The sequence below is a fragment of the Shinella sp. CPCC 101442 genome (assembly GCF_024704725.1).
In the GTDB taxonomy this organism is placed as follows: domain Bacteria; phylum Pseudomonadota; class Alphaproteobacteria; order Rhizobiales; family Rhizobiaceae; genus Shinella.
Window position 1 is genome coordinate 221,853 of record NZ_JALIQS010000002.1, and the last position, 20,284, is coordinate 242,136.

General features: G+C 62.8%; 15 protein-coding genes. 4 read left to right on the forward strand and 11 right to left on the reverse strand.

Going from position 1 to position 20,284, the window contains the following annotated elements; all coding sequences use genetic code 11:
• Window positions 1-13 precede the first annotated feature (13 nt).
• Both MUO32_RS06305 and MUO32_RS06310 read right to left on the reverse strand, forming a co-directional pair.
• Complete coding sequence (locus MUO32_RS06305) at window positions 14-3,484, reverse strand: AAA family ATPase (protein WP_257947378.1); 3,471 nt, start codon at window positions 3,482-3,484, stop codon at window positions 14-16.
• The gene (locus MUO32_RS06310) at window positions 3,484-4,752 is read right to left on the reverse strand and encodes a DNA repair exonuclease (protein ID WP_257947379.1); all 1,269 of its coding nucleotides are present in this window, start codon (window positions 4,750-4,752) and stop codon (window positions 3,484-3,486) included. Before MUO32_RS06310 ends, MUO32_RS06305 begins: the two co-directional genes overlap by 1 nt.
• A 258-nt stretch (window positions 4,753-5,010) precedes the next feature.
• Here MUO32_RS06310 and MUO32_RS06315 point away from each other — a divergent pair, with 258 nt between their 5' ends.
• On the forward strand, window positions 5,011-5,463 hold the full coding sequence (locus tag MUO32_RS06315) for a MarR family winged helix-turn-helix transcriptional regulator (RefSeq protein ID WP_257947380.1): 453 nt from the start codon (window positions 5,011-5,013) through the stop codon (window positions 5,461-5,463).
• A 117-nt stretch (window positions 5,464-5,580) separates the two neighbouring features.
• Here MUO32_RS06315 and MUO32_RS06320 read toward each other — a convergent pair whose 3' ends face one another.
• The 6 genes from MUO32_RS06320 to clpP all read right to left on the reverse strand — a co-directional run bounded on the left by MUO32_RS06320 (window position 5,581) and on the right by clpP (window position 14,055).
• The gene (locus MUO32_RS06320; protein ID WP_257947381.1) at window positions 5,581-7,773 is read right to left on the reverse strand and encodes an esterase-like activity of phytase family protein; all 2,193 of its coding nucleotides are present in this window, start codon (window positions 7,771-7,773) and stop codon (window positions 5,581-5,583) included.
• Window positions 7,774-8,061: 288 nt separating this feature from the next.
• Window positions 8,062-8,337: a DNA-binding protein HupB gene (gene hupB, locus MUO32_RS06325; protein WP_257947382.1), complete on the reverse strand. Its 276-nt coding sequence runs from the start codon at window positions 8,335-8,337 to the stop codon at window positions 8,062-8,064.
• Window positions 8,338-8,543: 206 nt separating this feature from the next.
• The gene (gene lon, locus MUO32_RS06330) at window positions 8,544-10,970 is read right to left on the reverse strand and encodes an endopeptidase La (RefSeq protein ID WP_257947383.1); all 2,427 of its coding nucleotides are present in this window, start codon (window positions 10,968-10,970) and stop codon (window positions 8,544-8,546) included.
• Between the two features lie 518 nt (window positions 10,971-11,488).
• On the reverse strand, window positions 11,489-12,766 hold the full coding sequence (clpX, locus tag MUO32_RS06335) for an ATP-dependent Clp protease ATP-binding subunit ClpX (RefSeq protein WP_257947384.1): 1,278 nt from the start codon (window positions 12,764-12,766) through the stop codon (window positions 11,489-11,491).
• A 265-nt stretch (window positions 12,767-13,031) separates the two neighbouring features.
• Entirely contained in the window at window positions 13,032-13,397 is a 366-nt protein-coding gene (locus MUO32_RS06340) for an MmcQ/YjbR family DNA-binding protein (RefSeq protein WP_257947385.1), read from the reverse strand.
• Window positions 13,398-13,422: 25 nt separating this feature from the next.
• Window positions 13,423-14,055: an ATP-dependent Clp endopeptidase proteolytic subunit ClpP gene (clpP, locus tag MUO32_RS06345; RefSeq protein WP_257947386.1), complete on the reverse strand. Its 633-nt coding sequence runs from the start codon at window positions 14,053-14,055 to the stop codon at window positions 13,423-13,425.
• A gap of 275 nt (window positions 14,056-14,330) precedes the next feature.
• On the opposite strand from clpP, the gene ggt reads away from it, so the two are divergent.
• The 3 genes from ggt to MUO32_RS06360 all read left to right on the forward strand — a co-directional run bounded on the left by ggt (window position 14,331) and on the right by MUO32_RS06360 (window position 17,978).
• Window positions 14,331-16,082: a gamma-glutamyltransferase gene (ggt, locus tag MUO32_RS06350; protein WP_257947387.1), complete on the forward strand. Its 1,752-nt coding sequence runs from the start codon at window positions 14,331-14,333 to the stop codon at window positions 16,080-16,082.
• Between the two features lie 67 nt (window positions 16,083-16,149).
• Window positions 16,150-17,400 (forward strand): cytochrome P450, encoded by a 1,251-nt coding sequence (locus tag MUO32_RS06355; RefSeq protein WP_257947388.1) that lies wholly within the window; start codon window positions 16,150-16,152, stop codon window positions 17,398-17,400.
• A gap of 8 nt (window positions 17,401-17,408) precedes the next feature.
• Window positions 17,409-17,978 carry a hypothetical protein gene (locus MUO32_RS06360; protein ID WP_257947389.1) on the forward strand — a complete coding sequence of 190 codons (570 nt, stop codon included), beginning with the start codon at window positions 17,409-17,411 and terminating at the stop codon, window positions 17,976-17,978.
• Between the two features lie 66 nt (window positions 17,979-18,044).
• Here the strand turns inward: MUO32_RS06360 and MUO32_RS06365 are convergent, their stop codons facing one another.
• The 3 genes from MUO32_RS06365 to MUO32_RS06375 all read right to left on the reverse strand — a co-directional run bounded on the left by MUO32_RS06365 (window position 18,045) and on the right by MUO32_RS06375 (window position 20,274).
• A complete protein-coding gene (locus tag MUO32_RS06365) occupies window positions 18,045-18,389 on the reverse strand; it encodes a cupin domain-containing protein (RefSeq protein ID WP_257947390.1) in 345 nt (114 codons plus the stop codon).
• Between the two features lie 56 nt (window positions 18,390-18,445).
• A complete protein-coding gene (locus MUO32_RS06370; RefSeq protein ID WP_257947391.1) occupies window positions 18,446-19,729 on the reverse strand; it encodes an O-acetylhomoserine aminocarboxypropyltransferase in 1,284 nt (427 codons plus the stop codon).
• A gap of 116 nt (window positions 19,730-19,845) precedes the next feature.
• Window positions 19,846-20,274: a CoA-binding protein gene (locus MUO32_RS06375; RefSeq protein WP_257947392.1), complete on the reverse strand. Its 429-nt coding sequence runs from the start codon at window positions 20,272-20,274 to the stop codon at window positions 19,846-19,848.
• Window positions 20,275-20,284: the final 10 nt, after the last annotated feature.

Sequence of the window (20,284 nt, forward strand, 5' to 3'; positions counted from 1 at the left end):
AACGTTTCAGCCCTCAGAGATCATGGATCGTGACATCCGGGCAGGCGTCCCGCGCCAGATCGCGCAGGTGCTGGTGGTGGGTCAGGTAGATCACCTGTCCGCCCGTCGCCATGGCGCCCATCACGCGCAGCGCATTCAGCGCACGTCCGTCGTCGAAGGTCTCCATGATGTCGTCGGCGATGAAGGGCACGATCTCGCGGCTTGCGGCGATCTCGTGATAACCCGCGACGCGCAGCGCGAGATAGAGCTGAAAGCGCGTTCCCTTGGAAAGGTCTTTTGCAAGCTTCGAGGCGCCCGAGGCTGCATTGGCGACGAGGAACTCGCCGTCCTTTTCCAGCATCGTCGAGAGACCGGCATATTCGCCGCCGGTAATGTCGCGAAACGTTTTCGACGCGCGCTCCATCATGGCGCTGCGATGGCGCTCCCGATAGAGCCGGAGCGCCTGTTCTGCTGCCAGAATGCCCGCCCGCGTCGCCAGGTAGCGCCGCGATTTCTCCGCCAGATCGACGAGCGCGGTGCGCCGCCGCTCCTCCAGCACCGCCGCCGCATCGCTGCCAGCCACCTTTGCCAACGCCTCTTCGGCCCGCGCCCGCGCGACGTGTTGCTCCTCGACATCCTTGTCGAGTTGATCGAGCCGCGCGGCAAGATCGATCTTCTCGGCCACAAGCTCAGCCTCGTCGACAGCCGCCAGCAGCGCCTCCGCCTCATCGACCGTGCCTGCGCGCATCTGCTGGACGAGATCCCGTCCGACCTCGATGATACGGTCACGCAGGTCATCGCGCCGGCGATGGGCTTCGAGCAGGATTTCGGCTTCCGCAAGACTATCGCAGCCGAGGAAAGCGAAGATTTCGCCCAGGCGCACGTTCAGCACGGCGCGGCGCTCGTCGAGCGCCCTCTCCTCTTCGTCGAGCCTTGCCAGCATGTCGCCGATGGCTTTCGCCCTTTCGCGCACCGCCTTCGCCTCGGCAAGCCGCCGACCGATGGCGGCGACGGTTACGAGCGGATCGTCCGCATCGAAGGGTTCCGCGAGTGTGTCGGCCAGCCGGCGTGCGTGGTCGCCGTAGTCCTGCCGATCCCGCTGCATCGCGACAATACGATGATCGAATTCGCCACGGCGCTCGACATTCTGCGCCAATGCCTGCAATGCGGGCAGCAGAGCGGCGACGCGCTCCGGCTCCGTCGGAGCCGTGTCGGTCGCCAGCCACGTCCCGGCAATCGCCTGTCGCCAGGTTTCCAGCCAGGCCGACTCGGCGGCACGGGCCTCCTCGGCGCCCCTGCGCCGTGCCTCGACATCGGCCTTTGCGCGGGCAAGCTGCTCGACAGCCGCCAGCCGCCGCGAACGCTCCGCCTTCAAGGCCTCCTGCCTGTCTTCGGCAAGGAACAGCGTTTCCTCGAAGCTCGCGTCGCCCGCCAATCCATCGTCCAGGAACCGGGCAAGCCGCGCGGACACGTCGCGCGCCTCGTTCCCGACAAGCTCCGCTTCGATTTCCTGGCGAGCAAGCGCACCGGCCTTCTCCAGTGCCACGACACGCCGGTCCAACCACGCGGTCAGGTCTTGCACCAGGGTTTCGTCCGGAAGGCCGCAGCCTCTGGCAAGCATGGCAACCTCAGCCTCGGCACCCGCCATGTCCTGTTCCAGCCGCACCGTCTCGTCTGCCAAAATCCCAAGCCGCGCGGCCCCCTCGGCAACAGAGCGCTCCAGCAGCCGTATTTCGGAAAGGCGGTCGGCATTGCGCAGTTGCGCGTCGCGGGCGCGGTCGTCGTCGTGCATCCGCGCCTCGAAGGCCGCAGCCGTCTCGCGGTCGAGATTGGCGAGGTGGGTCTGCCAGGCTGCATCACGCAGTTGCCGGAGATGCCCGGCATGCTCCTCACCCGCCGCGCCGGTGGTCCTCTCGAGTGCTGCCAGCATGGTCCTTGCGGACGCGACCTCCCGATCGGCAGCCAAAACCTGCTCGCGATGCCGGCGAAGCGCTTCCGCCGCCGCCTCGTGCCGCTTGCGCAGGTCCTCCAACGCCGATGCAGCCGGAACGTTCATCCCTTCCAGCGCATCCGTCGTGCCGGACCAAGGCGCCAGACGCGCCTTTGCCACCTCTGCCTCCTGTCGCGCGAGGGCGAGGAGGCGCCGGGTTTCCCGCCGACGTGCCGGAAGATCGCCGGCACGGGCGGCGCGCAGGGCAGCGGAAAGTGCCGATTGCAGATCGCCGTCGCTGGCCGCCCCCTCATCGGAAAAGGCCCCTGCCTTCTCGACCGCGGTCTCCTGCGCCTCCTGCGCATCGGACAGTTCGCGGTGCGCCGCCGCCATGCGTTCGGCAAGTGCCGCGCGGTGAGCCAGAAGGCTTGTCAGTCGATCCGCGAGGCCAGCGGGCAGCACGATCTCGGCGGGATCGGTCCGCGCCGGCAGGCCCAAGGCAAGGATGCTTGCAGCAATCGTCACGACAAGCCTGTCACGATCGGCAATACGGGAGGCAAGATCCAGGGCGGCGGTGCGGAAGCGCGCCTCCAGTGCCGAGCCCGAGAGTGCCGCGAGGTCCGCTTCCATCGCCAGGACCGCATCGTCTTGCGCAAGCCCCGCCCGTTCCGCTGCGCATCGCTCCCGTTCCGCAAACACACGCGCCGCACGGGCTGCAATCTCGGCCTCCTCACGTGCGAGATCGCCCGTCAGTCCGCGCCAGGTTGCGGGTGGTGTCTCGCCAAGATCGAAAGCGCCAAGCTCCGCGCGCAGCGCCCTGAGCCGCGCTAGAGAGGGCAAAGCGCTCAGGCACCGGTCGGCCTGCTGGAGGGCGGCGCGCGCGGCGGCGCGTGCGGCGGCCGCCATATCGTGACGTTCGGCGGCGGCGTCACGCTCGCGCACCAGAATGCCGTAGTCGCGTGCTGCAACGTCCAGTGCCTTGCGCTCGGCCGCCAGCGCCTCGATCTCGGCTTTCAAGGTGGAGAGACCGTGCCGCCTGCCGGCGGGGCGATAGAATTCGTCGGCCTGGGCTTTCAGCGCCGCAAGGCTCGTGGCCATGTCGGAAAGACCGGAGCTGGCGGAAAACAGCATCGCGCCGAGTTCGCCTTCGCTCTTCAGAATGTCTTCCCCGCCCTTCTCGATGCTCTCGTCGTCAAGCGAAAACATAGTGCGGTAGGCGTTGCGGTCCATGCCGCCCAGCACGGAAGCGAAAAGCGTATCGGGCAAGGGCCGATCGTCGGCGGTGACGAGCGAGGCCTGGTTGCGCTTCAGGCGATAGGCTTCGTGGTGTTCCGTGCCGACAGAGAACCGTCCGCCCACGCGCATCAGCGGATAGGGATGCAGGAAGCCGTAGGCGCTGGTGCGTTCGATGCCGAAGAGCACGTCGAGATAGGCGGAAAAGAGCGTCGACTTTCCCGCTTCGTTGGGGCCGTAGACGAGATGGAAATCCGGCTTTCCGGGCCGCGCCACGCCAAAATCGAGGCTGCGTTCGGTGAATTTTCCGTAGCGGACGAGATCGAGGCGGTCGAGACGCATCAGGCCCTCTCGCCTTCGCCAACGAGGCGTGCCAGCACGGCATCGGAACCCTCAAGCGCGAGATCGGAAAGCAACCCCTCCTCTGCAGCCTCGTCGGCCGCCAGCAGGCTGCGCGCCTCCCTGGGCAATTGACGCAGCACATCGGCCAGCGTCTCGCGCAGCTCCGCGCGATAGGCGTGGGTTGAGACGACGTCCTCGCGCATCAGCCGGGCCAATTCGGTGATCGGCCGCGCATGGTCGTCGGCGCCTGCGAGCGGAGCGGAAACGGCGAGTTCCACGGCTTCGATCCAGCATTCGCCGAGCGAGGTGGCAAGGTTCTGTACCTCGGCGATCAACAGGTCCTCATCGCGGCGCAAATGCCAGGCGAGCGGGGTCGCACCGACCATGGTGAGCCGCGCGACGAGATGGGCGCCGCCCGCATTTTCCCGGGCTTGGGAAAGCACCGCCTCCGTGCGATCGAGCATGCCATGCCAGTCGTCCACATCAGAGAGATCGACCGAGAGACGCTCGAAGACAGCGACGGCGACGTGGCGCTCCTCGCAGGTGACCACGCCATCCTCGCCGACCGTGGCGAGCGTGACGCCCTTGGCCCCGCCTTCATTGATATCGCGGCCCTGCGGATTACCGGGCATGACGATCCAGGGGCGTTCCTGATGCACACGCCGCTGGTGGATATGGCCGAGTGCCCAGTAGTCGAAGCCGTGGGCGACAAGGTCCGCGACGCTCGTCGGCGCATAGGGATCGTGGCGGCTCGCGCCGGCGAGGCTGGTGTGCAGCATGCCGATATTGACAGCATCGGCGACAGGCGCGCGAAAGGTCGGCAGCAGCGAGGCCGGCGCATGCGGTTGGGCGAAGCTGACGCCATGCACGTGGATTTCCCGGCCGTTTTCCAGCACGCCGGCTTTGACGGGCTTTCCGCGCCCGTCGAAGAGATGCACGTTCGGCGGAAAGGTCAGTTCGCGGGTGATCTGCGACTGCGCATCGTGATTGCCGCGAATGAGGAAAACGCGGATGCCCGCCGTCTCCAGCCGCCGCATTTCGCCCATCAGGAAGAGTGCGGTCGCCATGGAGGTCTGCGCGCCATCATAGAGATCGCCGGCGATCAACACGGCATCGACCGCCTCCCCGATCGCCAGATCGACGATACGTGACAGGGCCTGGCGCGTCGCACCGCGCACGAGATCGCCAAGCTCGGCATTGCGGAGCGCCAGCGAGGAAAGCGGCGAATCGAGATGCAGGTCGGCGGTGTGAATGAAACGGAAAGGCATGGCCGGACAATCGCCTCCCCCCTTCTCCCGGTCAATGCTTGCGAGCCCTGGGGCGCCGTTATGCAGGGGGAAATCGGCCCACCCCGAAAAGGGCGACGAAAAGGCATGAATATTGCGGGCAGGATGACCGTTCGCATTTACAGTGATCGTTCAATATATATGATCAAATTATTCGAAAAACTTCGTGATCATTTGACATGGTCCCTCATAATACCTATATTCCACCTCATGAGTAGCACGATAGAAATCTCCCAAGGCATGTTCAAACTCTACCATCAGGTTAGCCGCCTGGTGAACGAGTGCATGATGGACGAAGGTGTGTCGCTCGCCCGCAGCAAGTTCCTGCTTCTTCTCGAATGCCAGGGTCCCCAGCGGTCGACGGATATTGCCTGCGCCCTTGGTTTCGCACCCCGTACGGTGACGGAGGCGATCGATGGCCTCGAGCGTGACAAACTGGTCAAGCGCGATCCCGATCCCAAAGACCGCCGTGCCAAGATCGTCTCGATTACGGATATGGGTCGGACCGTCATTTCGGCCGCCCAGCAGCCGCAGCACAAGACGATCGAGGCGATCTTCAACGTTCTGACCGAAGATCAGAAGCAGCATATGAAGGAAATCATCCGCTGTCTCAGCGAGAAGACCGACGAGCTGCAACGGGAACGAGACAAGGACGAGCCGGCAACGGCACGTTCATTGCAAGCCGTCGGCTAGTTTGAACACTACGACAATCGAAAAGGCCGGGATCGCAGGATCCCGGCCTTTTTCTTTGTGCTTTCAAGAAACCGTCCGGCGCCTCCCCTCGCGGGAAAGGCGCCGGATCGTCGATGCTTACATGGCGTTGATCGGGCCGATGCCGAAGAACAGCGTTTCGCCGGAGGAATCGTCGACGCCGTCATTGTCGGTGACGACGAAGCCGTTGCCGGCGGCGTCGATGGTGAAGCCTTCGACCTTGTCCACGACGTAGCCGTTGGTGGCCTTCAGGTCGGGAATAAGGTCGCGAACCTCTTCCTTCTTCACGACAGGCAGGTCGCCGCCGAGCTTGGCGGGCTTCAGGTCGGCGAGCGCCACGCGGAAGAGCTTCTTGAGCTTGGCCGCCTGGCCGATCAGGTTGTCACGCTCGATGATGTAGGCGTAGTCGCCACTGGCGATGATTTCCGACAGGCCAACCCAGCCGCTCTCGGTCTTTTCGAGCGGGTAACGCACCGCGCCCCATTCCTTGGAGGACGGCTTGTAGGAGACGAGCTTCACAAAACCCTTCTCGTCATCGCCCCATTCGCGCTGAACGGCCATCCACAGCGTCAGGTCGTCGCCTTCGCCGACACTGGTGATGCCTTCGAAGCCGAAACGCTTTTCGTGGGCGCGCAGTTCGGCCGGAATGGCGATTTCCTTGTCGATCTCGCCCTTCTCGGTCACATGGATGATGGCGTGTGCGTAAAGCTTGTCCGCATCGCCTTCATTGGCAAGCCAGTAACCGCCTTCGCCATCCGGCGTCAGGCCTTCGCTGTCGAGCTTCTGGGCGGCCGCACCGGTGCGGGTGATGCGCAGCGCATCGACGATCTTCGCCGGCTTCGCGGTGGCGTCGATCGTGAAGATCGTCGGCTGCGAGGCGTAGAAGCTGTCGTTGACGGCAACCAGCATGCCGGGCTTGTCCTTGACCGGAGCAAGACCCGAAAGCGCGCCAAAACCGATCAGCTCGCCATCCTTCTCGGTGGAAACGATCTGCGGATAGGCAGCTTCGCCTTCGGCACGCTCATAGAGCATGACATGCGAACGCGCGCCGCCGTCTTCGACCAGATCCACTTCGTTGGCGGTAACGAGAAGGTTACGGCTCGGGATGGCAACGGCACCCTCCGGGCTGACACCCGACGGCAGAAGCTGAAGCAGCTCCGGCTCAGCGCCCGTATCCTTGTAGACGCCCACGATGGACGCGCGTTCGGCGAGCACGAAGAACAGGTTGTCGTCGCCGAACTTGGCCGCTTCCAGGCCTTCCGGCTCGACGCCCTTCTTGTTGCGCTTGTCCGGATAGTGACCGATCCTGGCGATCTCGCGCTCGAAGGCCGCACCATTCTCATAAAGAACCTTGCCGTCCTTGCCGAAGATGGTGAAACCGCGAGCACCACCCTTCCAGTCGCCTTCATTGGCGACGACGAGACGATCGTCGTCCAGCCATTTCACGGCATCCGGCTCGCGGGCGACGTCCTTGACCTCGCCGGTGAACTTCAGCGCGCCATCCTTCTTGGTATCGACGCCTTCGAGGCTGACCTTGCCGGCGGAGAAGTGGCTTTTCACCGCACCGGTCTTGCCGTCGATGATGACGATGTAGTTGTTTTCCTGCAGCGTCAGCGCGACTTCGTCGAGGCTGTTGAACGACACGAATTCCGGCTCCGGATCGTCACCGGCTACATCGGCAAGGCCGGTGAGCGTGACGCGCTTCAGCGAACCGCAATCGACGACGCCATCCTTGAGCGACACCAGGACGAGGTCACCGGCCGGCATCTGCGGCAGGTCGCCGTCATTGACGTCTTCATCGCGCTCGTTTTCGATGGCGATGGCGGCGATCGTCTTGTCCTTGTTCAGCGCAATCGAGTCCGGCTGACCGCCGAGATCGCACGTCGCGTCAATCTTCCTGGATGCAAGATCGACCTGGGCGAGAACACCCGACGGCTTGACGAAGCTTTCGCGGGTGTTGACGGCGACGAGCGCCTTGCCGGCGGCAACGGCGACCGATGTCGGCTCGCCTTCGAAGGCGACGGAGCCGCCGGCCTTCGGGGCTTTGGCGTCGGTGATGTTGATGATGCCGATCGCCTTGTTCGGGCTGTCGGAATAGACGAGCGTGTTGCCGTCTTCGGAAGCGGCGATGATTTCCGCCGAGGTCGGCGTCGCCTTGTCCTTGCCTTCAGGCAGGTTATCGGCAACGGCAAAGGATGCAATACGATTGAATACGGGCTCGGCGCTGGCGGCAGAAGCCACCGATGCGGCGAGAACCGCTGCCAGCGCAGCGGTGAGCGAACGGGTTTTCATGAAATCCTCCGGGATCCGGGATGAACGAACCCGGCGGTTCTGAGGCTTTCGTGTTACAGGGGCATGACAGCCCGGTGACGCTTCCGCGTCGCTCTCCGACAAACAAAAAGGGGCCCGGATGAACCGGACCCCGAGCCTGAAATTCAGGATTGCGGCGGAGTGGGTAACCGCTCTGCCCTGCAGCGCCACGCGTCGCGAAAACGCGTCCGGGACGCTGCCGAACTTCAGATCTGCGACACAATGCAAACCCCGGGCTCAAATGCCTGGGGCTCACGCATTGGCTTGGGATCAGCTGTTGACGGCGTCTTTCAGGCCCTTGCCAGCCGAGAACTTCGGCACGTTGCGAGCCGGGATCTCGATCTCGGCGCCCGTCGAAAGGTTGCGGCCCTTCGAAGCTTCACGACGCGACACGGAGAAATTGCCGAAACCGACGAGACGAACGTCGCCACCGTTCTTGAGTTCGCCCTGGATCGTCTCGAAAACGGCGTCGACAGCCGATGCTGCGTCCGTCTTGGAGAGGCCAGACTTCTCGGCGACCGCGGATACGAGTTCATTCTTGTTCATGTTTCCACCCCTTTCATACGGTTTGAAACGACTCATACAAGTCGGGGGGCAGAATACGCATCGCCCCTCGTCTCGCAAGAATATTTCGCCGCAATCCCCTGAGAATCCGGGGTTTACACACGATTTTCAACGAAAAAGACCGGCCGCTAGGCCGGTCTTTTCCTGTTTCGTGGCAAAACGCCGGGCATTTCACCCGGCGTTAAGGCTCAGTGCGCGATGGCGCCGGTGCCGTCATCGGTCGATTCGACGGCCGGAACCCGGGCCGCTTCGGCCGCAGCACTGTCCCATTCGATCGGTTCGGGCTTGCGCAGCAGCGCATGCTCGATGACCTCGCCCATGCGCGAGACCGGCACGATCTCCATGCTGTTCTTCACGTTGTCAGGAATGTCCGCCAGGTCCTTGGCGTTCTCTTCAGGGATCAGCACCTTCTTGATGCCGCCGCGAAGCGCTGCAAGCAACTTTTCCTTGAGACCGCCGATCGGCAGGACCCGGCCGCGCAGCGTCACTTCGCCCGTCATCGCAATATCCTTCGAAACCGGTATACCGGTCATGATGGAGACGATGGCGGTCGCCATGGCGATACCGGCCGACGGGCCATCCTTCGGCGTCGCGCCTTCCGGCACGTGCACGTGGATGTCGGTCTTGTCAAAGCGCGGCGGCTCGATGCCGAAATCGACGGCGCGCGAGCGGACGTAGGACGCCGCTGCCGAAATCGATTCCTTCATCACGTCCTTCAGGTTGCCCGTGACCGTCATGCGGCCCTTACCACCCGGCAGGTTCACGCCCTCGATGGTCAGCAGTTCGCCGCCGACTTCCGTCCAGGCAAGACCGGTGACGACGCCGACCTGATCCTCGCGTTCGGCTTCGCCGTGGCGGAAGCGCGGAACGCCGAGGAAGTCGTGGATGTTGTCCGCCGTGACCTCGACCTTCGTCGACTTGCCCTTGATGATCTCGGTAACCGCCTTGCGGCCGAGCTTCATCAGTTCACGCTCGAAGTTACGCACGCCCGCCTCGCGGGTGTACTGCTGGATGACCGCCATCAGCGCGCCATCGGTGACCGAGAACTCCTTCGGCTGCAGCGCGTGATCGCGGATCGCCTTGGGCAGCAGGTGCCGCTTGGCGATTTCCAGCTTCTCTTCTTCCGTGTAGCCGGCGATGCGGATCACTTCCATGCGGTCCATCAGGGGCGCCGGAATGTTTAGCGTGTTCGCCGTCGTCACGAACATGACGTTGGACAGGTCGTATTCGACTTCCAGGTAGTGATCCATGAAGGTCGAGTTCTGTTCCGGATCCAGCACCTCGAGCAGGGCCGAAGACGGGTCGCCACGGAAATCCATGCCCATCTTGTCGATCTCGTCGAGCAGGAAGAGCGGGTTGGACTTCTTCGCCTTCTTCATCGACTGGATGACCTTGCCGGGCATCGAGCCGATATAGGTGCGGCGGTGACCGCGGATTTCGGCTTCGTCACGAACGCCGCCGAGCGCCATGCGGATATATTCGCGGCCGGTCGCCTTGGCGATCGACTTGGCGAGCGAGGTCTTGCCGACGCCCGGAGGGCCGACGAGGCACAGGATCGGGCCCTTAATCTTGGTCGAGCGGGCCTGCACGGCAAGATATTCGACGATGCGCTCCTTGACCTTGTCGAGGCCGAAATGGTCCTCGTCGAGAACCTTTTCCGCGGCGTTGAGATCGGTCTTGATCTTCGACTTCTTGCTCCACGGGATACCCGTCAGCCAGTCGAGATAGTTGCGCACGACGGTGGCTTCCGCCGACATCGGGCTCATCTGGCGCAACTTCTTCAGTTCCGCATCCGCCTTTTCGCGGGCTTCCTTCGAAAGCTTGACCTTGGCGATCTTGTCTTCCAGTTCGGCCATCTCGTCACGGCCGTCCTCGCCGTCGCCGAGTTCCTTCTGGATCGCCTTCATCTGCTCATTGAGGTAGTATTCGCGCTGGGTCTTCTCCATCTGGCGCTTCACACGCGAGCGGATACGCTTTTCGACCTGCAGAACCGAGATCTCGCCTTCCATGAAGCCGAGCGCCTTTTCCAGGCGCAGCTTGACGCTGGTCGTCTCAAGCATTTCCTGCTTTTCGACAATCTTGATGGAGAGGTGCGAGGCGACCGTGTCGGCAAGCTTCGAGTAGTCCTCGATCTGGCTTGCGGCACCGACGACTTCGGGCGAAATCTTCTTGTTGAGCTTTACGTAATTCTCGAACTCGGAGACGACCGAACGCGACAGCGCTTCGATCTCGACCGGGTCTTCCTCCGGCTCGGCCAGCACATGAGCCATCGCCTCGTAGAATTCTTCGCGATCGGTGTAACCGTCGATCTCGGCACGGGCGCGACCCTCGACCAGAACCTTCACGGTGCCGTCGGGCAGCTTCAGCAGCTGAAGAACGTTGGCGACAGTGCCGATGCGGTAGATGGCGTCGGTCTCCGGATCGTCGTCGGAAGCGTTGATCTGGGTGGCAAGCATGATCTGCTTGTCGGTGCCCATAACCTCTTCCAGCGCGCGGATCGACTTTTCGCGACCGACGAACAGCGGTACGATCATGTGCGGGAACACCACGATGTCGCGCAGGGGCAGGACCGGGAAGGCCGTGGAATCGTGCGGCGCAGACGTCTTCTTCGTCATGTCATTTCCTTTCAAACGTCCCGTTTCCGGGAACCGGTCCTGTCGGCGTTTGGGGACACCGGGCCGGCGATCTTTTCCATCCACAAGTGGCGTGCGGTTGACACATTTTCAAGCCCGGTTGCGGAGTGCCCCACTCCACTGCGAACAAGACGAACCAACGACAGGAAGTCTAGTCTTCCGCGCTGTCGCGGAACTTGCGGCCTTCCTCCGGCAAGAGAGCCGAAGCATACGCGAGACACAGAATCGAAGTCTTCCATCTTCGCCTGACTGATAACGTTTCGCAACGCCTTGTCGAAGCAGTGGAAGGTTCATCATCATGACTTTTCCAAGCCAAGGCGACCAGTCACGAAATGTCACGAGAATATGTCCGGTCCAGATCGAACCGGACATATTCGAGCTTCTTTTGTTTTCGTTTGTCTTTTCGGGAAAACCGGTTCCCACTTTTCCCTGACAAGCTCCAGACGCCTCAAACGAAAAGACCCGCCAGCGGCGGGTCCTTCCTGAACGGTTTGGGACGATCAGGCCGAAACGTTGGCCTTCTCCTCGGAGCGCTCCGAGTAGATGTAAAGCGGACGGGCCGAACCCCGGACCACCTCGTCGGAGATGACGACCTCGCGAACGCCTTCCAGCGTCGGCAGCTCGAACATCGTGTCGAGCAGGATCTTCTCCATGATCGAGCGCAGGCCGCGTGCGCCGGTCTTGCGGATGATCGCACGCTTGGCGATCTCGCGCAGCGCGTCCTCGTGGAAGGTCAGCTCCACGTCTTCCATCTCGAACAGGCGCTGGTACTGCTTGATCAGCGCGTTTTTCGGCTCCGACAGGATCTGGATCAGCGCATCCTCGTCGAGGTCTTCCAGCGTCGCCAGAACAGGCAGACGGCCGATGAATTCCGGGATGAGACCGAACTTGACCAGGTCTTCCGGCTCCAGTTCGCGCAGGACTTCGCCGACGCGGCGATCTTCCGGCGAGCGAACCTGCGCGCCGAAACCGATCGAGGTCTTTTCGCCGCGAGCGGAGATGATCTTGTCGAGACCGGCAAAGGCGCCGCCGCAGATGAACAGGATGTTCGTCGTATCGACCTGCAGAAATTCCTGCTGCGGATGCTTGCGGCCACCCTGCGGCGGAACCGAAGCGACCGTGCCTTCCATGATCTTCAGAAGCGCCTGCTGCACGCCCTCGCCCGACACGTCGCGGGTGATGGACGGATTGTCGGACTTGCGCGAGATCTTGTCGACTTCGTCGATATAGACGATGCCGCGCTGCGCGCGCTCGACATTGTAGTCGGCGGCCTGAAGAAGCTTCAGGATGATGTTCTCGACGTCTTCACCGACGTAACCGGCTTCGGTGAGCGTCGTCGCGTCAGCCATCGTGAAGGGCACGTCGATGATGCGGGCGAGTGTCTGGGCGAGATAGGTCTTGCCGCAGCCCGTCGGGCCGACCAGCATGATGTTCGACTTCGCCAGTTCCACATCCGAACCCTTGGCGGCATGCGCCAGGCGTTTGTAGTGGTTGTGCACCGCGACCGACAGGATGCGCTTGGCCTGCTGCTGGCCGATGACATATTCGTCGAGGACCTTGATGATATCCTGGGGCGTCGGAACGCCGTCACGGGATTTCACCATCGAGGTCTTGTTCTCCTCGCGGATGATGTCCATGCACAATTCGACGCATTCATCGCAGATGAACACGGTCGGTCCGGCAATCAGCTTGCGGACCTCGTGCTGGCTCTTGCCGCAGAAGGAGCAGTAAAGGGTATTCTTGGAGTCGCCGCCGTTGCTGCCGCTGACCTTGCTCATATCACTTTCCTTCCAGCACGCCGTTCATCTCTCGGAGAAGATGGCCGGACCACTCAAACCACCCTTGTCGGACGCGCTCGGCATCTTTCAAAGGCTCCAGGGGTACTGACCGGCCCGGGCGACGCCCTTGAACCGGTTGCAACGCATTCCCCGTTTAAACACCGAATGCTAAGCCGTCACAAATCAACATAGCATTAACGGCCAATATTACCGGCTTTATGGCCGGGATAAAGCCCCGCGATCATTACAAATCGCGCGATTGCCTTCATCCGTCCCTTAGGCCAAGATCGGCACGGGCCTTGCGCGTCAACTTCGCCGCCACCAGACCGTGGCTTTCTCTTAGATAGTCACACAAGGCCGCATCATCAACTGATTCGCCCGTTTGCCGCTGGATCCACTTCATCCCGCGCGAAGCGAGATAGGGCGCCGGGCGGCATCCGGGCTGCTCGCGCAGAATGTCGTAGGCGAGCTCCGACACCTTGAACGTGACCCCGAGCCCATCCGCCTCGCTCCAGCCGGCGATGGCGAAAACCTTGTCGCCGACCTTCCAGACATGCGCCCCGCCCCATTGCACGACATGGGTCGTGGCCGGGAGCGAAGCGCAAAAGGCGTTGTACTCGTCGAGCGTCATCCGGCCCCGTAGCGTCGAACGCGGGTTACGCCGCGTCCGGTCCTTCAAGCGCCTCGCGGCTGGTGATGACGCGGTCGATCAGACCCCAGTCCTTCGCCTCGTCGGCGCTCATGAAATGGTCGCGGTCGAGCGTCTGCTCGACTTCCTCATAGGTGCGGCCGCAATGCTTGACATAGACCTCGTTCAGCTTGCGCTTCATCTTGAGGATGTCCCTGGCGTGACGCTCGATATCGGACGCCTGGCCCTGGAAACCGCCCGAAGGCTGATGAACCATGATGCGGGCGTTCGGCGTGGCGAAGCGCATGTCCTTGTGGCCGGCGGCCAGCAGCAGCGAGCCCATCGAGGCGGCCTGGCCGATGCAGAGCGTCGACACGGCAGGCTTGATGAACTGCATCGTGTCATAGATCGCCATGCCGGAGGTCACGACGCCACCCGGCGAATTGATGTAAAGCGCGATTTCCTTCTTCGGGTTTTCGGCCTCGAGGAAGAGAAGCTGCGCGCAGACGAGCGTTGCGATGTGATCTTCCACCGGACCGGTGAGGAAGATGATGCGCTCCTTGAGGAGACGCGAATAGATGTCGTAGGAACGCTCGCCGCGGTTGGTCTGCTCGACGACCATCGGCACCAGAGCCATGGCGGTATCTACGGGATTTCTCATATCGATCCTTCATCTCAAGTGCCCTGAAACCCTCGCCAAGCGTTGGGAATCAGCAAGTTTCGTCCTCCCTACATAGAGTGTCTGGGTATCGGACTTCAAGACGGCGCCATGTTTTGCGGCGCTGTATGCGTGAATGCGGTTAACTCACGCAACGTCGGGCGACGATTTCCACAAGGCAAGCGCTTTCAGGGTGAAGAAAGCATGAATTCCGCGGCCCGTCTTGCCTCCCCTTCGCGATTGCCCGCACTATATGCCTCCCAGCGGAGGCAATCACCATGAAACGATCCCTCGTCGCCCTCGGGCTTCTCTTTCTCATATCGACGGCGGCCCCTGCCCAGCAAGCCTCCGACACCGTGTCGCCGGAACGCGCGACCGGCCTTGCCGCGGCGAAGATCGCGGCCGCCAGGGAGCATATGGTCGCCGCCGCGCATCCGCTGGCGGCCGAGGCCGGCGAGAAGGTTCTGGCCGACGGCGGCAGCGCGATCGATGCGATGATAACAGTGCAGACGGTCCTCGGCCTCGTCGAGCCGCAATCCTCCGGCCTCGGCGGTGGCGCCTTCCTCGTCTACTACGACGCCGAAGCGAAGCGTCTCTTCACGCTCGACGGCCGCGAGACGGCGCCGGACGACGCCACGCCAAAACTCTTTCTCGACGACAAGGGCGAACCGATGCAGTTCTTCGACGCCGTCGTCGGGGGCCGCTCGGTGGGCACGCCCGGCACCGTCATGCTGATGCAGGAGGCGCACAAGCGCTGGGGCCGCAAAGACTGGAAGGACCTTTTTTCACCCGCTGAAAAACTGGCGCAGGACGGGTTCGCCGTTTCCCCGCGCCTTGCCAAGCTGATTGCAGCGGAGGGCGACAAGCTCAAGAGCTTCGAGGCGACGGCGTCCTATTTCTTCGGCGCGGACGGCGCCCCGCTGACGGCCGGCAGCATCCTCAAGAACCCGGCCTATGCCGAAACGCTTGCAGCCATCGCCAGGGACGGTGCCTCCGCCTTCTATAGCGGCCCCATCGCCGAAGCGATCGTCGATACGGTGCGCATGTCGGGCAAGAATTCCGGCGTGCTGTCGCTTGCCGACCTCGCCAACTATCAGGTGAAGGAACGGCGGCCCGTCTGCGTCAGCTATCGCGCACTCGATGTCTGCGGCATGGGACCGCCCTCCTCCGGCGCCGTCGCCGTCGGCCAGATGCTCGGCCTCCTGGAAAATTTCGACTTGAAGGCGCTCGGCAAGGACAATCCCGAGAGCTGGCGGCTGATCGGCGACGCCCAGCGCCTCGCCTTCGCCGACCGTGAACGCTATCTCGCCGACACGGACTTCGTGCCCGCCCCGATCAAGGGCCTCCTCGACAAGACCTATCTGGGTGAGCGCGCAAAGCTGCTCGACGGCGACAAGGCGCTCGGCGACGATGCCGTGAGCGCGGGCAAGCCGGAATGGGACCACGCTTTCAATTTCGGCCGCGACGCCGCGCTCGAACTCCCCTCCACCAGCCATTTCGTCATCGTCGACAAATCCGGCAACGTCGTCTCCATGACGACGACCATCGAGAACGGTTTCGGCTCGCGGCTGATGACCAACGGCTTCCTGCTCAACAACGAGCTGACCGACTTCTCCTTCAAGACCCACGACGAGGGCATGCCCGTCGCCAACCGCGTCGAGCCCGGAAAGCGCCCCCGCTCCTCCATGTCGCCGACCATCGTGATGAAGGACGGCAAGCCGCTTCTCGCCATCGGCTCACCCGGCGGCAGCCAGATCATCGGCTATGTCGCGCAGGCCCTCATCGCCTATGTCGACTGGGGCATGGATGTCGGCGAGATGGTCGCCATGCCCCACCTCATCAACCGCTTCGGCACCTACGACCTCGAAGCCGGCACCGATGCGGAAAAGCTTGCCGAACCGCTGAAGGCGCTCGGCTACGAGGTGAAGTCCAGCGACATGAATTCTGGCCTTCATGCCATCGAACTCAACGCGGACGGCCTCAAGGGCGCCGCCGATCCCCGACGGGAAGGTGTGGCGCTCGGCAAGTGAGAGGGCTGTTGACCAAGGTATCGTCGCGCTTTCAAGGCGCTGCGAAATCCGCTAGGTCATGGACATCATGACGACGACACATCTCCCCTTCCTCTCCATCGATCCCGCCAGCCGCCGTGTTTCGCTCGACGGCCGCAATCCCGATTTCTACCGCGATCCGAACCCGGTCTACGCGGCGCTGCATGCGCACTGTCCCACCTTCTGGTGGGAAGAGCAGAAGATGTGGTATTTCACCGGCTACGACCATGTGAACGGCCTCCTGCGCGACCGCCGCTTCGGCCGGCAGATCCTGCATGTCGCGACGCGCGAAGAGCTCGGCATGCCCGAGCCGCAGGCGCACCTGAAACACTTCGATGCCGCCGAGGCCTGGTCGCTGCTGGAACTGGAACCGCCGGAGCACACGCGACTGCGCACCCTCGTCAATCGCGCCTTCGTCTCGCGCATCATCGAGAAGCTGACGCCGGAAATCGCCACGCTCTGCCATGAGGCGATCGACCGTTTCGAAAAGGATGGCAAGGTCGAGCTGCTCGCCGCCTTCGCCGACATCCTGCCGGTGACGATGATCGCCCGCATGATCGGCATCCCGGACGAGATGGGACCGCAACTGCTGAAATGGTCGCATTCCTATGTGCGCATGTACATGTTCGGCCGCACCGAGCAGGACGAACGGAATGCCGACAAGGCCGCGCAGGAATTTTCCGATTACGTGCGCGGCGTCATCGCCGAGCGCCGGGCAGAGCCGCGCGACGATTTGCTCTCCCACATGGTGCACACGGAACATCGCGGCCAGCTCCTGACCGAGGACGAGCTGATCTCAACGACCATCGTGCTGCTCAATGCCGGACACGAGGCGACGGTGCACCAGATCGGCAACGCCGTACGCACCATCCTGGAAAACAACGCCGACCCGACCGTGCTCTTTGCCGACGAGAAGGCGACGGAGCGCACCGTGGAGGAGTGCCTGCGCATCTCCGCTCCGGTTCACATCTTCGACCGTTTCGCTCTGGAAGACGTCGAACTCGACGGCATCCAGTTCCGCCGCGGCGACAAGGTGGCGATGATCCTCGCCGCCGCCAATCTCGACCCGAAGAAATTCGCCGATCCGCTGACCTTCAAGCCCGACCGCAACGAGGGCGCCAATCTCTCCTTCGGCGCCGGCATCCATTTCTGCATCGGCGCACCGCTGGCGCGGCTGGAACTCAACATCGCGCTGCCGATCCTCTTCCAGCGCCTGCCGGGTCTCAGGATCGCGAAAAAGCCCGTGGTGAAGGATGTCTATCACTTCCATGGGTTGGAGGCGCTGGAACTCGAATGGTGAGACGCTGAATGGCACACGGCGACAATATCATTATCATCGGTGCCGTCTTCGTCGCAGTCTATCTGTTCGTCCCCATCGCCACGCTCGCCTCCGGGTTTCTGAGGTCGCGTGGCGATGAATGGACCTTCCCGGCGCTCGTGGCCGCCAGCGTCGCGCTTTGGATTTTGTTCACGACATCCATGGGCGAAGGCAGTTTGGCACAGGGCCTTCCTTTGCAATACCTTTGCCTGGTTGTTCTGACGTCATTGATCGGCGGCGCGTTGCGCTTTTTCTTGCCGTCGTCCGGCACAGAGCCATCCCGTGTCGGCACCATGCTGCTGGGCTTCGCCATCGGCGTTCCCGTGCCCCTGACCGTGCTCGGTCGTTTTGGCTTCTTCACCTATCAGCCACACGTCGGCGTCACCATCGTCCTGGTTTCCTTGACCGGCTTCCTGCTCTATCAAGCGCATTCGGGGCGCAGCAGATTGCGACTGACGCGGCCTTTCGACACCTACGGCGTCCTATGCTTCTCGCTCGCCGCGACGCTCGGCGGCGCAACGGTCTTGGCCAATTTTTTCCCATTGCGAGCAGCATCATGACGCCTCCACATGTCTGGGCGCCTCACGCGCTGCCAGACGTGTGACAAAGACCTGCCGCGCGAAACCCTAGACGCGGATGACGTAATCCTTACGAGTCGTTTCAACGACTTCCCAGGTTCCCTTGAAGCCGGGTCTCAGGATCAGGCGGTCGCCGGCTTTCAGGTGGGTGGTCTCGCCATCTTCCGAAACGACGATCGAGTGGCCCTCGAGGATGTGGAAATACTCCCACTCATCGTACTGGATACGCCACTTGCCCGGCGTCGACTGCCAGATGCCGGCATAGATGCCGCCGTCGGCTTCCTCGATATTCCAGGTGGTGAAGACCGGGTCGCCGGCGATCAGCCTGTCTTCGGCCGGACGGCCCTCTTCAGGCGTGACGCCCGATATGTCGAAGGCTTGGATATTGCTCATGTGTCTATCCACTTGCTGAAAATGAAACGGGCGGCCTGCAGGCCGCCCGTATGGCATCAGGCCTTGGCGAGCGCCTGCTCGATATCGGCGATGATATCGGCGACATCCTCGATGCCGATCGACAGGCGCACGACATCGGGCCCCGCACCGGCGGCGATCTGCTGCTCCTCGGAGAGCTGGCGATGCGTGGTGGAGGCCGGATGGATGACCAGCGAGCGCGTGTCGCCGATATTGGCGAGGTGCGAGAGCATTTCCAGCCCTTCAACGAAGCGTTTTCCGGACTCGTAGCCCCCCTTCAGGCCGAAGGTGAAGACGGCGCCGGCGCCCTTCGGGGAATAGCGCTGCTGCAAGGCATAGTTCGGATCGTCTTCGAGGCCGGCATAGTTGACCCAGGCGATCTTGTCGTTGGTCTTCAGCCACTTGGCGACGGCGAGCGCATTGTCGCAGTGACGCTGCATCCTGAGCGGCAGCGTCTCGATGCCGGTGAGGATCTGGAAGGCGTTGAACGGCGAGATGGCGGGGCCGAAATCACGCAGACCCAGGACCCGGCAGGCAATCGCGAAGGCGAAGTTGCCGAAGGTCGCATGCAGCACCATGCCGGCATATTCCGGGCGCGGTTCCGAGAGTGCCGGATACTTGCCGGATGCCGTCCAGTCGAAGGTGCCACCGTCGACGATGACGCCGCCCATGGAATTGCCATGGCCGCCCATGAATTTCGTGAGCGAGTGAATGACGATGTCGGCGCCGTGTTCCAGCGGGCGCAGGAGATAGGGTGTGGCCATCGTGTTGTCGACGATAAGCGGCAGGCCGTGGCGGTGTGCCACCTCCGCGATGCCGGCGATATCGACGAAGGTGCCGCCGGGGTTCGCCAGGCTCTCGATGAAGATCGCCTTGGTCTTGTCGTCGATCTGGCTTTCGAAGGTCGCGAGGTCGCCGGTGTCGGCCCAGCGCACATGCCAGTCGAAGCTCTTGAAGGCATGGCCGAACTGGTTGATCGAGCCGCCATAGAGCCGGCGCGCGGCGATGAAATTGTCGCCCGGACGCATGATCGTGTGGAAGACAAGCAACTGGGCGGCATGGCCCGACGCGACGGCGAGCGCCGCCGTACCACCTTCCAGAGCTGCCACGCGCTCTTCGAGCACGGCCTGAGTCGGGTTCATGATGCGGGTGTAGATATTGCCGAAGGCCTGCAGGCCGAACAGCGAGGCGGCATGGTCCGTATCGTTGAAGACGAAGCTGGTCGTCTGGTAGATCGGCGTCGTGCGCGCGCCGGTCGTCGGGTCCGGCTGGGCGCCGGCGTGAATGGCGAGCGTGGAAAATCCTGGTTTGTTCTTCGTCATGAAATGCCCTCCCTGTCTGAAGTTCGGGCACTATTTCAGAGAGTTATGGGCCGGTCAAAGAAAGATTTTCCTTGAAGGGACGGGTGCGACAAAGCGCTTTGCGCACCCGAAAATGTTCAGGCGACCAGGCGCGGATATTCGATGGCGGGGCAGCGATCCATCACCACCTTGATGCCTGATGCCTCCGCCTTCGCAGCCGCCTCGTCGTGACGCACGGAAAGCTGGCCCCAGATCGCCTTCGGCAGCGGAGAAAGCGCCAAAACTTCGTCCACCAGATCCGGCAGCGCATCGGCCGCGCGGAAAACATCGATCATGTCGATCGGCTCGACAATATCGGCAAGCCGCGCGACGACGGGCTGGCCGAGGATTTCCTTCCCGGCCTGGCCCGGATTGACCGGGATGACGCGATACCCCTTGCGCAACAGGAAGGCCATGACCCGGTGGCTGGGTCGCTCCGGGTTCGGCGACGCACCCACGAGCGCGATGATCTTCGTCGATCGCAGGATATCGGCAATATAATAGTCCGGGTAGGAATCGTGATTCATGACGTTGTCC